We start from the raw sequence: 14,329 nt of genomic DNA on the forward strand, positions 1-14,329 counted from the left end.
CACCGCAATGAAGGGCACTCTGGAGCGATGAAAAATGAAAGCGGGTCATCTAAAGAAGCGGCATGCGCCGACAAGGATGGCCAAGTAGGGTGGAACCGCGGGAATAACAACTCTCGTCCCTATGTCTGGCAGCAGGCATAGCGACGGGGGTTTTTTGCTGTATTGCGGCCGCTGCTCTATGAATTGCCAAGATAGAGTTTTTTAATTGATGAAATGAAGGAGTGGGGTCATTGAATTTTCAAACGATGATATTGACGCTTCAGCAGTTCTGGTCCGATCAGAATTGCATACTGGTGCAGCCGTACGATGTGGAGAAAGGCGCCGGCACGATGAATCCGATGACATTCTTGCGCTCAATCGGTCCCGAACCATGGAATGTCGCTTATGTGGAACCTTCCCGCCGCCCGGCCGACGGCAGATATGGCGAGAATCCAAATCGGCTGTATCAGCATCACCAATTCCAGGTTATTCTGAAGCCGTCGCCGGACAATATCCAGGAGCTCTATCTGGAAAGCCTGAATCGCCTTGGCATAGAAGCAAAAGATCATGATATTCGCTTCGTAGAAGATAACTGGGAAGCGCCAACGCTGGGAGCATGGGGACTGGGCTGGGAAGTATGGCTGGACGGCATGGAAATTACTCAGTTCACGTACTTCCAGCAAGTAGGCGGAATAGATGCGAATCCTGTCGCAGTTGAAATTACGTACGGCCTGGAGCGCCTTGCATCTTATATTCAGGATAAGGAAAATGTATTCGAGCTGGAATGGGTGGACGGCGTAACGTATGGAGACGTATTCCTGCAGCCCGAATATGAGCATTCCAAGTATACCTTCGAGACATCGGATACAACTATGTTGTTCTCTCTCTTCTCTATGTATGAGGAAGAAGCGAAGAAGACGATGGACAAATCGCTCGTCTTCCCTGCGTATGATTATGTGCTTAAGTGCTCGCATACCTTCAACTTGTTGGACGCAAGGGGAGCGATTAGCGTAACGGAACGAACGGGTTACATTACCAGAGTTCGGAATTTGGCGCGCGGTGTAGCGGCGGCATTCCTGGAAGAACGAGAGAAGCTGGGATTCCCATTGTTGAAGAAGGAGGCTGCTAATGATGACTAGAGACCTGCTGCTGGAGATCGGACTGGAGGAAGTGCCCGCTAGATTCGTGCGCGGAGCAATGGATCAATTAAAGGAAAAGCTGAAGAAGTGGTTGGAGCAATCGCGCATACATCATGGAGCTGTACATGCGTATGCGACGCCAAGGCGCCTTGCCGTTATTGTGAAGGATATGGCGGATAAGCAGACGGACATGCAAGAGGAAGCGAAAGGACCGTCCCGCAAAATCGCTCAAGATTCGGAAGGCAACTGGAGCAAGGCTGCGCTTGGCTTCGCCAGAAGTCAAGGCGTGGAACCGGATCAATTGTACTTCAAGGAATTGTCCGGCGTGGAATACGTCTACGCTACCAAGAGCAGTATCGGCGTAGAGTCTAGCAGTCTTCTGCCTCAAGGCTTGAGCAGTCTCGTCTCATCGATGTCCTTCCCGAAAAATATGCGCTGGGGAAGCCAGGAGTTCCGCTTCGTTCGGCCGATTCGCTGGCTAGTAGCACTGCTGGGACAAGACGTCATCGATCTGGAGATTGCGGGGGTGACAGCGGGACGCGTATCGAGAGGCCATCGTACTCTGGGGGCGGATGCGGTGATCGGCGACCCGGCCGAGTACGTCGAGAAGCTGCGCGAGCAGCATGTCATCGTGGATGTTGAAGAGCGCCAAGCGATGATTGTAAGCGGAATTCGCACGTTAATGGCAGACAAGGACTGGCATGTGTCCATGAAAGAAGACTTGCTGGAGGAAGTCCTGTTCCTTGTGGAGTATCCTACCGCACTGCACGGCTCATTCGATCCTCTATATCTGCAAATTCCGCAGGAAGTACTCATTACCTCGATGCGAGAGCATCAGCGCTACTTCCCGGTAATGGATGAATCTGGAAAGCTGCTGCCGCACTTTGTGACGGTGCGCAATGGCGACAGTCGTTCTATCGACCTTGTGGCCAGAGGGAATGAGAAGGTGCTACGGGCTAGACTGTCCGATGCGAAGTTCTTCTACGAGGAAGACCATAAGCTGACGATCGATCATGCGATGTCGAAGTTGTGCAACGTCGTCTATCACGAGGAGTTGGGTACGGTCTCTGATAAAGCGGATCGGATAGCAGCCGTAGCGAAGAGGCTGACACAGCAGCTTCAGCTGGACGAGCAGACATCCTCACACATTCAACGCGCGGCGTCCATATGCAAATTCGATCTGGTCTCCCAGATGGTCTACGAGTTCCCGGAGCTTCAGGGCATTATGGGCGAAGATTATGCCAAGCGTGCTGGCGAATCCGAAGATGTGGCGATAGCGATTAATGAGCACTATCAGCCTAGATTCGCAGGAGACCATGTGCCTTCAGGCGTGACGGGAGCGATCGTAAGTCTGGCAGACAAGATCGACACGATCGTAGGCTGCTTCTCGATTGGTATCGTTCCTACAGGCTCACAAGATCCTTACGCACTGCGTAGAAGTGCTGCAGGCATCGTACAGATTATGCTGGCCTTCGGCTTCAAGCTGGAGCTGACGGATCTCTACCGGACGGCGCTAACCGTTCATGATTCAAGAGGTCTGAAGCGTCCGGCAGATGAGATCGAGAAGGACCTGAATGAATTCTTCTCGCTCCGTGTGAAGAACTGGCTTTCGGAGCAAGGATATCGTTACGATGTCATCGATGCGGTGATGGCTGCCGGCATCTCTGATCTGCAGCTGACGGCAAGTCGTGCCGCGGCCGTGGCGGCGGGAGTGAACGGGAATGACAAGGCGTCGTTTAAGATGACGGTCGAAGCGTTCAACCGGGTGAGCAATCTGGCGGGCAAGGCGACAACGAGATCGGTGGATCGGCAATTGTTCCAAGAAAGTATCGAGCAGGAGCTGCATGACGCATGGCTGTCGCAGAAGGAGGCGTTCCGGACGGCATTAGCAGATAAGGATGCTGCAGCAGCTTTGCAATCCTTGTCTTCATTGAAGTCGCTTATTAACCTGTACTTCGAGTCTGTTATGGTGATGGCCGAAGATGAGGGAGTTCGGAACAACCGGCTGGCTACCTTGGCGATTATCGCGGATGATATTAGCCTTGTCGCGGACTTCTCCAAGTTAGTCTGGTAACACTCGACGATTCGCGAAGGGAGTGAGTGTACATTTGTCAGAACATGAGACGGAAGTTGTCGTATACGTCGTGTCAGATGCGGCAGGGGATACGGGAGAACTAGTCGTACGCGCAGCAATCGCACAATTTCACCCTATTCATGCCAATATTCGCAGAGCCCCTTTCATTACGAACGAAGCGTCGCTGCAGCGGATTGTGGAACTGGCTAATGAGCAAGGAGCCATTGTGCTGTACACGCTTGTTATCCCTGGCCTAAGAGACGCTATGCGAAGGCTGGCCAGTCAATACAGCATATCGGCCATTGACTTGCTAGGTCCGTTCATCGAGACGCTGGAGGCGGCTACGGGACGCCGTTCACGCAAGGAGCCGGGCCTGAATCATGTGCTCGATGCAGATTACTTCCGGAAGGTGGAAGCGGTAGAGTTCGCAGTGAAATATGATGATGCTCGCGATACGTCCGGTATTCAGAAGGCTGATATCGTGCTGGTCGGCGTATCGAGGACATCCAAAACCCCGTTGTCGATGTACTTGGCTCATCAGAAGTTCAAAGTGGCTAATGTTCCGCTCGTACCGGAGTTGAAGCCGCCCGATGAGTTGTTTAAACTCGATAAAGGGAAAATAGTCGGCTTGACGATTGATGTCGGCTATTTGAATGTCATCCGGAAAGAACGGTTAAAAGCGTTGGGATTGCCGGATACGGCCTCTTATGCGACAACGGAACGGATTGAACAAGAGCTACTATATGCGGATGACATTATGAAGAAGCTGGGCTGCGTTGTCATAGATGTATCCCATAAAGCAGTAGAAGAGACGGCTAGCCTGATTATGGAATACATGCGTTGCAAATGAGCCTCTTTTTTTAAAACTTTTATATGGACATAATGTGCGCTCATTTCATTCATGTAGCAGGATTTTTTAATCAGGCGCCGTATATAATAGTACGGTATAGATTGCAGAATGAGCGGTGATGCAAGATGAATAGTTGGAAACCGATCATCTATGTAGATGCCGATGCCTGTCCGGTCAAGTCTGAAATTGTCCAGACCGCCAACCGCTTAGACGTACTTGTCCGAATGATTGCTTCTTACGATCATCGGTTGAAGCCTGCCGAGGGCGTGGAGATCGTGCAGGTGGACCGAAGCAGTCAGTCCGTGGATCTTTACATTGCGAACCATGTAACGGTCGGCGATGTTGTCGTGACGGCCGACTTCGGACTGGCTTGCATGGTGTTGGGCAAAGGCGCGGTTGCTCTGTCGCCGCGTGGGGAGATGTATACGGAAGGGAGCATCGACTATTTAATGGAGCGGAGGCATGAAGGGGCCAGACGCCGACGTGCCGGCATGCGCACGAAGGGACCGCGAGCAATGAGCGGTGCCGATGCGGTTTGCTTTCAACAAAAGTTGACAAAAGTTTTGCAAAACGAGCAGGAGAACTATGACGTATAGCGAATATAGTTTACAATCTGGATTTGTCTGTGACTTTTCTCATCTGAATGCAGGTGATATTTGATGACAAGCGGGAAAATTCCTGATGCGGTCATTGATGCGGTACGCAAGCAGCATGATATTGCGGAGACTGTCGGGAAATACGTTCATCTGACGAAGCGCGGCAAATACATGGTAGGACTTTGTCCTTTCCATTCAGAGAAGACGCCATCGTTTACCGTGACGCCTGAGATGCAGATTTATCACTGTTATGGCTGCGGGAAAAGCGGGAATGTCATCAGGTTTGTCCAGGAGATGGAGGGCTATTCCTTCCCGGAGGCCGTGCGAGTGCTTGCGGAAAGTGCGGGTATTCCGGTAACATGGGCATCTTCCAGCCAAGGGAATTCAACCGGACAAGATCCTAATGAATGGAAAGTGATCGAAGCGCACGAACTGGCCGCCAAATTTTATCATTACTTGCTAAGCAACACGAAGCAAGGCGAACGGGCCAAACATTATTTGCGCGAACGAGGAATGACCGACCGGTTAATCGATCAGTTCATGATCGGTTATGCGCCAGAGGAGTGGGATGTGCTGTCCCGCTTCCTGGACGGCAGGGGTTATCCGCTGGAACTTATGGCTAGTGGAGGCTTGCTGTCGCCGAAATCGGACGGAAGCGGCTATGTAGACCGATTCCGCGGTCGCATCATGTTCCCGTTATGGGATCGTGATGGGCGTGCTGTCGCTTTCGCTGGCAGAATTATTGACGAGGGCCAGCCCAAGTATTTGAATTCGCCTGAGAGCATGGTGTTCACGAAGAGCAGAATGTTGTATAACTTGCATCATGCGAAGCCTTTCGTTCGCAAGAGCAAGTCCGCGGTACTGTTCGAAGGATTCATGGACGTGATTAAGGCGTGGAACGCCGGCGTCAAGAACGGTGTTGCAACGATGGGAACGGCTCTGACAGAGGAACATTGCGTATCGCTCAGGCGGCAAGCGGAGGAAGTTATATTATGTTATGACGGTGACGATGCGGGACAAGCCGCTGTCCACAAATCAATTCCGCTGCTACAGTCCGCCGGCTTGAAGGTGCTTATCGCCATTCTTCCCAAAGGCAAAGATCCTGATGAATATATTGAGGAGTACGGACCGGAAGCATTCTCCAGGCTTCTGGATGATCCTGTGTCAACTACGAAATTCAGACTTATATATTCTCGAAAAAGCCATATACTGCTAAAAGAAGAAGGGCGAAAAAATTACCTGATGGAAGCCGTCGGAATTGTAGCCGAGCTGGACTCCTCAACGGAACGCGAGTTGCACTTGAAAGAACTGTCGCGCGAATTCGATGTCTCTCTGGAAGCTCTAAAGCAGGACTGCCATGAATATCGCATGGAGCTGCAAAAAAAGAAACCGCAAAGGGATAATAACGACAATTCGTGGAATAATGGTAGGAATGAAAAGCGCCGTGTAACACGGGCTTCGACTCTTCTGCCTGCTTATGCCACCGCTGAACGTAGACTGCTTCATGTCATGATGCAAAACCGTGAGGTGGCGGAAGATGTGCATGCAAGGCTCGGGGAATCCTTTCACGTAGAGGATCATGCAGCCCTCGCTGCTTATTTATACGCTTATTATGCCGGAGGTCATGAACCGGATCCCGCCCGATTCATTGAGACTTTACATGATGAACGATTGGAACAAGCGGCTACAGCAATACTAATGATGGACGGCGGATTTCCTTTCGACGAGTCTGTAATGGAAGCATTTATTCATGAGATTATGAAGGTTCCCAAGCAGAGGGAGATCGAAAGAAAACGGGAAGAAATGGTGCGTGCCGAGCGTGCCGGCGATGCTTTATTAGCAGCGCAGTTAGGTCTTGAGATTATCGCCCTAGAGAGACAGCTGAAGAATTGACAGATGATGCTTCTAGGGAGGAGGGAGTCGGAATATGGCGAATGATCAACATACAGAACTAGATACTGAACAAAAACTTGATCAAGTTAAGGATCAACTTATAGAGCATGGCAAGAAGCGCTCCTCCTTAACCTATAAGGAAATTATGGAGAAGTTGTCTCCATTCGATCAGGATCCGGAGCAAATTGACGAGTTTTTCGAACAGCTTGACGATTTGGGAATTGAGGTCTTGAACGAAAGCGATGAAGATCCGCTTGTGCAAACAGGTGACGATCAGGAGAGGGAATCGGACGATTTCAATTTCGACGATGATCTTGCCTTGCCGCCCGGCATTAAAATTAATGATCCTGTGAGAATGTACTTGAAAGAAATCGGACGTGTTCCACTTCTCTCCGCCGATGACGAAATCGATCTTGCCATTCGGATCGAAAATGGCGATGAGGAGGCGAAGCGTAGGCTGGCTGAAGCGAATCTCCGTCTCGTTGTCAGCATCGCCAAGCGCTATGTGGGACGCGGAATGTTGTTCCTTGACTTGATCCAGGAAGGGAATATGGGTCTTATTAAGGCGGTCGAGAAGTTCGATCACCAGAAGGGATTCAAATTCAGTACCTATGCGACTTGGTGGATTCGTCAAGCGATTACGCGCGCAATTGCGGATCAGGCACGGACGATACGTATTCCTGTGCATATGGTGGAAACGATCAACAAGCTCGTTCGTGTGTCTAGACAGCTGCTGCAAGAGCTGGGGCGTGAACCGACTCCTGAGGAAATAGCGGAAGAGATGGAGCTGAGCACGGAGAAGGTTCGTGAAATTATGAAGATTGCCCAAGAGCCCGTCTCCTTGGAAACGCCGATTGGCGAGGAAGACGATTCGCATCTGGGTGACTTTATCGAAGATCAAGAAGCGCTCGCACCTGCCGATGCAGCTGCCTATGAGCTTCTCAAAGAACAGCTGGAGGACGTGCTGGACACTTTGACTGAGCGAGAGGAGAATGTGCTCAGGCTCCGCTTCGGATTGGACGATGGCCGTACCCGTACGCTTGAAGAAGTGGGCAAGGTGTTCGGCGTTACAAGAGAACGGATTAGACAGATCGAAGCGAAGGCGCTTCGAAAATTGCGTCATCCAAGCCGCAGCAAGAGGCTGAAAGATTTCCTTGAATAACCCAGATATAACGACCTTCTGCATGAGCAGCAAGGTCTTTTTTCTCCTATTTCAACAGAGAGGATATCTGCCCTATGGATCACCGTAAGGAAATTATCGTAAAGGAAATTCAGCATTGGCGTAGAAGCAAGGTACTGCCGGATCAGTATTGCGATTTCCTCCTCAATCTATATCGGGATCCTGATACGGATTCTGGATCGGATTCCGGTCAAGATGCCCCAGGCCGTACAATCGGGAAAGCGGTTATGGCCATGAGGCACGCAACGGGGAAACAATGGCTCCTTACATTTGGAACTTTTACTTTAATTTCCTTCGTTGTGCTTTATTTTAGCTTTTTTCATCCGTTATTGCAAATCGCAATTATTGTAGGAGGCACGCTTATCTTGCTTTGGGCAGGCAAGCGATGGAGAGGGCGCAGTGAAGCGGCTGGCTTATCCATATCCAGCACAGGGATGTTGCTTCTGCTCGGCGGCGGATTGTACTTGTTGAATCAACATGAGCTGAGTGCTTGGGGCTGGCAGGCAGTGTTCATCAGCGTCTGTGCGTTGTTCTGGATCATCTATGGCATAAGAATGGGGATGCAGGTGCTACATCTATGCGGTTGGCTTGCACTGCTGCTTACATACAGCTGGCTGCTTTCCCGATTCTCTCCGGAGCCCAAGTGGTTCGAAGTCCAGTTGTACTGGCTTCCGTTGTCCATTCTGTTCGGCTGGAGCAGTTGGTTCCTTCATCGCTGGACGAAGGCGGTTCCACTGATCTTATTCGCGGTTTGCGCCTTAACCTGGTTTATGCCGGAAGTTTATAGCCTCGCTGTTCTGAAGGAGACAGAGTGGATTCAACTGCAGTTGCTAACGAAATTCGCGCTGGGAGGGACACTGCTCTACTTGATGCGCAAACAATGGATGGTGTGGGTGGCTTAATGATCAAATTATCGAACAGACTTCAAAAAATCGCGTCATACATAACGCCGGGCAGCCGTGTTGCCGACATTGGCTCGGACCATGCGCTGTTACCGGTCTATCTGCTTCAGAGTGGCATTGCGGTGTCCGCAATAGCAGGTGAGCTGAATGCAGGACCGCTGGCTGCGGCGAAGAAGCAAGCGGCCGATGCTGGGCTAGCCGGCAGGCTGCAGGTCCGACAGGGCAACGGGCTGGCTGTCCTGCAAGGGGATGAAGCGGATACGGTTACGATCGCCGGCATGGGTGGTGGTCTCATGAAGGAAATATTGGAGGAGGGGCATGAGCGCGGCAAGCTTGCGCAAGTGCAAGAGCTTGTATTGCAACCGAACGTCGGAGAAGATATCGTACGAAGCTGGCTTCTGGAGAAAGGCTGGTATTTGAAGGCGGAGTGCATTCTGGAGGAAGACGGTAAAATATATGAAGTGTTACATGCGCAAAGGACTTCAAATGCTGAGCAATTGAATGGGGCGCTCTATGACGGTTCGTTCCTAGGCTTAGCTTGGCAGAAGGAGACAACAAGGGCTCTCTTGGTCCATATGGGTCCTCATCTGTTAAGATCAGGAGGGCCGATCCTTATCATGAAATGGCAATCAGAGCTTCAGAAATTGAATCGGATATGCGGTCAATTGGCGGAGTCTGAACTCCCTCAAGCGGCAATGAAGCGGACGCAAATACAGGAGGAAATCATAAAGATTGGAGAGGTGCTACAGTGTTTGCAAACGGCCAACGATTAATGCAGTATATGGAGCAACTGGCGCCAAAGCATTATGCGGTGGAGAACGACAAGATAGGACTTCAATTGGGCACGTTGAACAAAGAAGTGGAAAAAGTCATGGTCGCTCTCGATGTGACAGATGAAGTGGTGGACGAGGCGATTGCAGCAGGCGTGAATCTAATTATTGCGCATCATGCGATCATATATCGTCCTTTGGCCAAGCTGGATACGAGTACACCAGCAGGCAGGCTTTACGAACGGTTGATTAAGCACGATATCGCTGTGTATATATCGCACACCAATCTGGACACCGCCGACGGGGGCATGAATGACTGGCTGGCCGATGCGGCAGGCATTGTGAAGGAAGGCCGCATCCCGCTAGACGAGGTGCATACCGACAAGCTGTACAAGCTCGTCGTATTCGTTCCTGAGAGCCATTACGAAGCCGTCCTTGAAGCATTGTGGCGCGCTGGTGCCGGAGAGATCGGCAATTACGGCAGCTGCAGCTTCAATATAAGAGGTACCGGCACATTCCGTCCCGGCGAAGGAAGCCAGCCCTATATCGGCTCAGCAGGGAAGCTGGAGAGGGTAGAAGAAGTTCGTGTAGAGACGATAGTGCCGTACAGTGTACACCGAGATGCGGTTGCCGCCATGCTGAAGGCACATCCGTATGAGGAGGTGGCTTACGATCTATACCCTATCGATCTGAAGGGGAGAACGTTCGGGCTTGGCCGTTCAGGCAAGCTGGAGAAACCTGCAACGCTTGGTGAGCTTGCACAACGTCTGAAGCAAGCCTATGATGTGCCCAACGTGCGGGTGGTCGGTCCTCTTGACAAGCCGATTCGCAAGGCTGCTGTGCTAGGAGGATCGGGAAGCCGCTATGTGCGGCATGCTATGTTCGCTGGCGCCGATGTGCTCATTACGGGCGATATCGATTACCATACGGCCCATGATGCGCTTGCGGCGGGCATGACCATTATCGACGCGGGACACAATATCGAGAAGATCATGAAGCATAAGGTTGCGGAGTATTTGCTGGGCAAGCTGTCTGACGACAACTATAAGACAGAGGTGGTCGCTTCTGCACGATCAACGGAGCCATTCGTCTTCCTCTAATTTCTTGGTTAGCAATGTTTTGAATGAATGGAATGGATTCAGTCTTGAGCTTTTGTAGAAATCCTAGTATACTGAATGCTGCACCGGAAAGTTTGACAGACAATCGCTGGCAGCTTAATCGCTGCGAGAGGAAAGTCCGGGCTCCACAGGGCAGGATGCTGGATAACGTCCAGTCAGCGCGAGTTGAAGGATAGTGCCACAGAAATGGACCGCCGATGGCCGGCTTCGCCGGCACAGGCAAGGGTGGAACCGTGGTGTAAGAGACCACGAGGAGCATAGGTGACTATGTTCCTGGTAAACCCCATCTGGAGCAAGACCGAGAGGATGCGGCAGCCGCAAGGCTGCAGCCTTAGCCCGAGGCGCATCCGGGTTGGTTGCTTGAGCCGGCTAGCAATAGCAGGCCTAGATAGATGATTGTCGCTTCAATAGTGGGAGGGTCGTTCCCGTCATACCACCAGAAGTACAGAACCCGGCTTACGGCAAACTTTCCGCAACGGCACGAACAATAAGCCTTGAGATCTCCTCGCATTGCTGCGAGGGGATCTCAAGGCTTTTTTGTGGCAATCGCATGTCTACCCTACTTACGGGGTATGCGCCTTAATGCGCTCCAGTCGACGCTTAACCTGCTGAGGATAGGTTTGAAGCGCGCCGGAATAGTTCGTGGTAGCTTGAAGTGCGCTGTTTACATCGATTTCGCCATACCCGTAATATTTATCCTTGCCTGTGTTGCCGAGATCGATCGAGGATGCCCGCATAATCTCCATAACCTCTGTGTTGGTCAACTGGGGATTAAGCGAACGGATCAACCCTGCGAGCGCGGCTACGTGAGGGCTGGCCATCGACGTACCTGAGAGAGCGGCATATTGCTTGCCGGGATAGGTGCTGGCAATCTGGTCCCCGGGTGCCGCTACATCGATATAATTGCCGAAGTTGGAGAAGGAAGCCTTCTGCTTGGTGGATGTTGTCGCCGCTACGGCGAATACTTCGGGATAAGCAGCTGGATAGCCGGGCCGCTCCGTATTATCGTTGCCGCTGGCTGCGATCAGCACGACGTCGCGTTCATAAGCATACTTGACTGCATCATGCAGGAAGTCGGCTTGCGCGTAATTGCCTAGACTCATATTGATGACCTTGGCGCCGTGATCAACTGCCCATATAATACCTTGCGCGACAGAGTATGCAGAGCCTGCACCGCTGCCGTCAAGCACCTTCACCGGCATAATTTTGTTGTACCAGGATACACCCGCGACCCCTTCGTTATTATTCACAGATGCGCCGATGATGCCCGCTACATGCGTGCCGTGTCCCACATCATCTTCAGGCGCAGCATTGGCGCTTACGATGTTCACGCCTGGAACCAGTCGGCCCCGCAAGTCGGGATGGCTGCTCTCCACTCCGGTATCCAGGACGGCAATTATGACGCCTTCATCTCCTTTAGACAATTGCCAGCCCTTCTCGGCCTCGATAGACGGCAGATTCCATTGATGACGAGAATATAATACATCATTGGGAACAATCGGAGCGCTTGCATTCCCCAAGTCTTCTTGATTCGTCAGATACAGATAATGGGGTTCGACATATTTCGGATTCCATTTTGTTTTGAAATAATGCATCAGTTGCTTCGTTTCAAGCTGGTCCGAACGGAATACATAAGCATGTCCGATTTGGCCGATTCGATCTGCCGATTGCGCGTGAATGTCCGCTTTAATTCGATTCAATTCCTCAGGAGTGACCGGTCCGGAGAAGTGCACGATAACATCCCGAATATAGTAATGGCTTGCATTGCCGTTGTCCTCACCGGATTGGACGGTAATGTCCTTGGTTGTGTTCGGTTGTACGGATTCAACGTGGAATTTGCCTTCCGCAGGATAGGGGATGATGCGCAAATTCTGCTTCTGATGTCGTTCAACCGACTTGACGATATTGGCATTCAATACTGTAACGATATATTGCTGATCGCTTGTTCCGGGTATGCTGATTACAATATACCGGTTGCCGTCGCTGCTCTCGACTGCCGGTGATTCATACTCCATGCCGTTACCGGACTTCTGCTTCGCTTCCGAGACGTATTTGGCAATCAAGCGTTTATGATCCTTCGGGATATAGCCTTGCTTGATATCTTCTTGATGGGTGGACCATTCGATATATGCAAGGTGGGGATGATGCTCCATTAGATCCTTCACGCCCGTGCCGTTCATTATTCCATCGTTCGCTTGGATCAGTCTGTTCAGATCTTGCCTTGTCTCCGCAGCCATCAGAGCCGACGTTGCGCTCATGTCGTTCTGAAGAGCGGTCAGCTTCAGCTTTTGCTCCTTCGCAACGGAGTGGGGCGCTGTCTCGGGAGCCTTAGGCTCTGTGCGAGGAAGCACGCCTGGCAATACGGGGATGAGCAGCGCTATGACGGCTAACATGGTGAAGGCGGCTATCCATCTTGGTTTACGCATATTATTTTCCTCCTGAGGTCGTTGATGTTACAATAGAATTATCTTTAGATTCCGACCTTGCGTGTGAAATTATGCGGACAATTGGAAATCGCCTGTACCGTTTCTGTGGTATTTATGGTACGATGTTGATGTTTATAGTTTTTTTCGTTTGGAAAATGAAAGGGGATCTACCATCATGCCATCCACTAATGTAAAATCATTAACCGAATCCGCACGTTTAAAACTGAAAGAAGCGATTACCCAGTTGGAGCCTTTTCTAAACAATCATACGGTTGCCGGTCTAGTTGGCGAAGATGGAGGGGAAGACGCTGAGCTATTCTACAAAGGTTTGCTGTCGGATTTAAGACATCTGCTTGTTTTTTCAGAAGTTGTCGTTGAGAAGCTGGGTGTGCTGCTAAGAAGACCCAACTTCGATAATGACAATGCGGAGCGTGTGTTGTATGAGGTGTATCACCACTGCGTTAACGCATTTTTCTATCCCAAAAATGAATGCTATTCCGAAGACGGCCGCTATGCGTATACAGGTCAGGACGCCATTCGATTCAGATACAAGTCGAACCGCGAATCCCGTACAATCGTGCTTGGCGTATCCAAGCTATATGAAGAGTTGCGGGACGAATTGGCTTATTATGAAAGTGAATATATGACGCATCGACGCATGCAAGGACAAAAATAAGGCAGAATGAATCACTTCCGCTGGAGAGACACTGTATAGCGGAGGTGATTTTTTATGCCGAAGGGCGTAAACTGCAGTGTTGCTAATTGCAGCTTTTGGAAGGAAGGCAATCTGTGCAACGCAGAAGAAATCAAAATCGAAATTGATGCCCATTCATTCAATGAAGAGTTCGCATCAGACAAGCTAGGCCTGCTTCATCAAGATCAAGCGATGCAATCGGCTGCCACATGCTGCCACACCTTCAAGAAGAAGGAGTGATTCCAGTGGAGAAGAAAAAACAAGCGGATAATCCTTTGGATGAGGGCAATAAGAAACCTTCGGAAGGTCTTGTGCCGAATGAAACGCTTCCGAACGGAGCGATGAGCTTCAGGGAAGAGATGGGAGCGGATTTTGCATACGGTATGCCGGTAAGCAAACATTCGAAGAAGTTCCGCTATGAAGAAGAGAAGGCTGCTTCGGAGTCGGATTCCGGTGCTTTTGCTTTAGGTTGGATCGCGCTCGTCTTTTCCATTGCTTCGTTGTTTCTTTGGCCGGTTCTGTTGGCGCCTACCGCGACGATTCTAGGCTATATGGCTTACAGACAAGGGGCAAGAGGCTTGGGTGGATGGTCGGTCGCCATTAGTCTGCTGGTGCTTGTCATTCATTTCATCATTACACCGATTTATTTCGCACTTGTCAGTTAATCATGGATGCGTGGTAACACAACGGGAAGCTTCTCTTATCTTT

The 14,329-nt window shown here is 50.8% G+C and carries 13 protein-coding genes and 1 other RNA gene; 13 read left to right on the forward strand and 1 reads right to left on the reverse strand.

Annotated features, from left to right (window positions below; genetic code table 11):
* The first annotated feature begins 230 nt into the window (after positions 1 to 230).
* The 10 genes from glyQ (at position 231) to rnpB (ending at position 10,975) form a co-directional block, all read left to right on the forward strand.
* Complete coding sequence (glyQ, locus tag ACFQ2I_RS04520; protein WP_377562460.1) at positions 231 to 1,118, forward strand: glycine--tRNA ligase subunit alpha; 888 nt, start codon at positions 231 to 233, stop codon at positions 1,116 to 1,118.
* Positions 1,111 to 3,192, forward strand: coding sequence for a glycine--tRNA ligase subunit beta (glyS, locus tag ACFQ2I_RS04525; RefSeq protein ID WP_377562971.1), 2,082 nt, complete (start codon positions 1,111 to 1,113; stop codon positions 3,190 to 3,192). Before glyQ ends, glyS begins: the two co-directional genes overlap by 8 nt.
* A gap of 34 nt (positions 3,193 to 3,226) precedes the next feature.
* Positions 3,227 to 4,042 (forward strand): pyruvate, water dikinase regulatory protein, encoded by an 816-nt coding sequence (locus ACFQ2I_RS04530; RefSeq protein ID WP_377562462.1) that lies wholly within the window; start codon positions 3,227 to 3,229, stop codon positions 4,040 to 4,042.
* A 125-nt stretch (positions 4,043 to 4,167) separates the two neighbouring features.
* Positions 4,168 to 4,638 carry a YaiI/YqxD family protein gene (locus ACFQ2I_RS04535; protein ID WP_377562463.1) on the forward strand — a complete coding sequence of 157 codons (471 nt, stop codon included), beginning with the start codon at positions 4,168 to 4,170 and terminating at the stop codon, positions 4,636 to 4,638.
* Positions 4,639 to 4,701: 63 nt separating this feature from the next.
* Positions 4,702 to 6,531, forward strand: coding sequence for a DNA primase (gene dnaG, locus ACFQ2I_RS04540; RefSeq protein WP_377562465.1), 1,830 nt, complete (start codon positions 4,702 to 4,704; stop codon positions 6,529 to 6,531).
* A 34-nt stretch (positions 6,532 to 6,565) separates the two neighbouring features.
* On the forward strand, positions 6,566 to 7,693 hold the full coding sequence (gene rpoD / locus ACFQ2I_RS04545) for an RNA polymerase sigma factor RpoD (RefSeq protein WP_377562467.1): 1,128 nt from the start codon (positions 6,566 to 6,568) through the stop codon (positions 7,691 to 7,693).
* Positions 7,694 to 7,767: 74 nt separating this feature from the next.
* A complete protein-coding gene (locus ACFQ2I_RS04550) occupies positions 7,768 to 8,613 on the forward strand; it encodes a hypothetical protein (RefSeq protein WP_377562468.1) in 846 nt (281 codons plus the stop codon).
* Positions 8,613 to 9,386, forward strand: a complete 774-nt coding sequence (locus ACFQ2I_RS04555) for a tRNA (adenine(22)-N(1))-methyltransferase (RefSeq protein ID WP_377562469.1) — start codon at positions 8,613 to 8,615, stop codon at positions 9,384 to 9,386. Before ACFQ2I_RS04550 ends, ACFQ2I_RS04555 begins: the two co-directional genes overlap by 1 nt.
* Positions 9,362 to 10,483 (forward strand): Nif3-like dinuclear metal center hexameric protein, encoded by a 1,122-nt coding sequence (locus tag ACFQ2I_RS04560; RefSeq protein ID WP_377562470.1) that lies wholly within the window; start codon positions 9,362 to 9,364, stop codon positions 10,481 to 10,483. Before ACFQ2I_RS04555 ends, ACFQ2I_RS04560 begins: the two co-directional genes overlap by 25 nt.
* A gap of 87 nt (positions 10,484 to 10,570) precedes the next feature.
* Positions 10,571 to 10,975: RNase P RNA component class A (gene rnpB, locus ACFQ2I_RS04565), an RNA gene on the forward strand.
* A gap of 89 nt (positions 10,976 to 11,064) precedes the next feature.
* Here the strand turns inward: rnpB and ACFQ2I_RS04570 are convergent.
* Complete coding sequence (locus ACFQ2I_RS04570) at positions 11,065 to 12,927, reverse strand: S8 family peptidase (protein ID WP_377562471.1); 1,863 nt, start codon at positions 12,925 to 12,927, stop codon at positions 11,065 to 11,067.
* A gap of 175 nt (positions 12,928 to 13,102) precedes the next feature.
* Between ACFQ2I_RS04570 and ACFQ2I_RS04575 the strand changes: the two genes are divergently transcribed.
* The 3 genes from ACFQ2I_RS04575 to ACFQ2I_RS04585 are packed head-to-tail and all read left to right on the forward strand — an operon-like array spanning position 13,103 to position 14,286.
* Complete coding sequence (locus ACFQ2I_RS04575) at positions 13,103 to 13,603, forward strand: DUF3907 family protein (protein WP_377562472.1); 501 nt, start codon at positions 13,103 to 13,105, stop codon at positions 13,601 to 13,603.
* Positions 13,604 to 13,657: 54 nt separating this feature from the next.
* A complete protein-coding gene (locus tag ACFQ2I_RS04580; protein ID WP_377562473.1) occupies positions 13,658 to 13,861 on the forward strand; it encodes a DUF1540 domain-containing protein in 204 nt (67 codons plus the stop codon).
* Between the two features lie 5 nt (positions 13,862 to 13,866).
* Entirely contained in the window at positions 13,867 to 14,286 is a 420-nt protein-coding gene (locus ACFQ2I_RS04585; protein WP_377562474.1) for a hypothetical protein, read from the forward strand.
* The last annotated feature ends 43 nt before the right edge of the window (positions 14,287 to 14,329 follow it).

Source organism: Paenibacillus chungangensis (genome assembly GCF_042675905.1).
GTDB lineage: Bacteria > Bacillota > Bacilli > Paenibacillales > Paenibacillaceae > Pristimantibacillus > Pristimantibacillus chungangensis.

Bases quoted from the DNA above. Each gene is read 5' to 3' on its own strand.
- glyS (WP_377562971.1), top strand. From the start codon at position 1,111: ATGACTAGAGACCTGCTGCTGGAGATCGGACTGGAGGAAGTGCCCGCT.
- ACFQ2I_RS04570 (WP_377562471.1), bottom strand. From the start codon at position 12,927: ATGCGTAAACCAAGATGGATAGCCGCCTTCACCATGTTAGCCGTCATA.
- ACFQ2I_RS04535 (WP_377562463.1), top strand. From the start codon at position 4,168: ATGAATAGTTGGAAACCGATCATCTATGTAGATGCCGATGCCTGTCCG.
- rpoD (WP_377562467.1), top strand. From the start codon at position 6,566: ATGGCGAATGATCAACATACAGAACTAGATACTGAACAAAAACTTGAT.
- ACFQ2I_RS04550 (WP_377562468.1), top strand. From the start codon at position 7,768: ATGGATCACCGTAAGGAAATTATCGTAAAGGAAATTCAGCATTGGCGT.
- ACFQ2I_RS04580 (WP_377562473.1), top strand. From the start codon at position 13,658: ATGCCGAAGGGCGTAAACTGCAGTGTTGCTAATTGCAGCTTTTGGAAG.
- dnaG (WP_377562465.1), top strand. From the start codon at position 4,702: ATGACAAGCGGGAAAATTCCTGATGCGGTCATTGATGCGGTACGCAAG.
- ACFQ2I_RS04575 (WP_377562472.1), top strand. From the start codon at position 13,103: ATGCCATCCACTAATGTAAAATCATTAACCGAATCCGCACGTTTAAAA.
- ACFQ2I_RS04555 (WP_377562469.1), top strand. From the start codon at position 8,613: ATGATCAAATTATCGAACAGACTTCAAAAAATCGCGTCATACATAACG.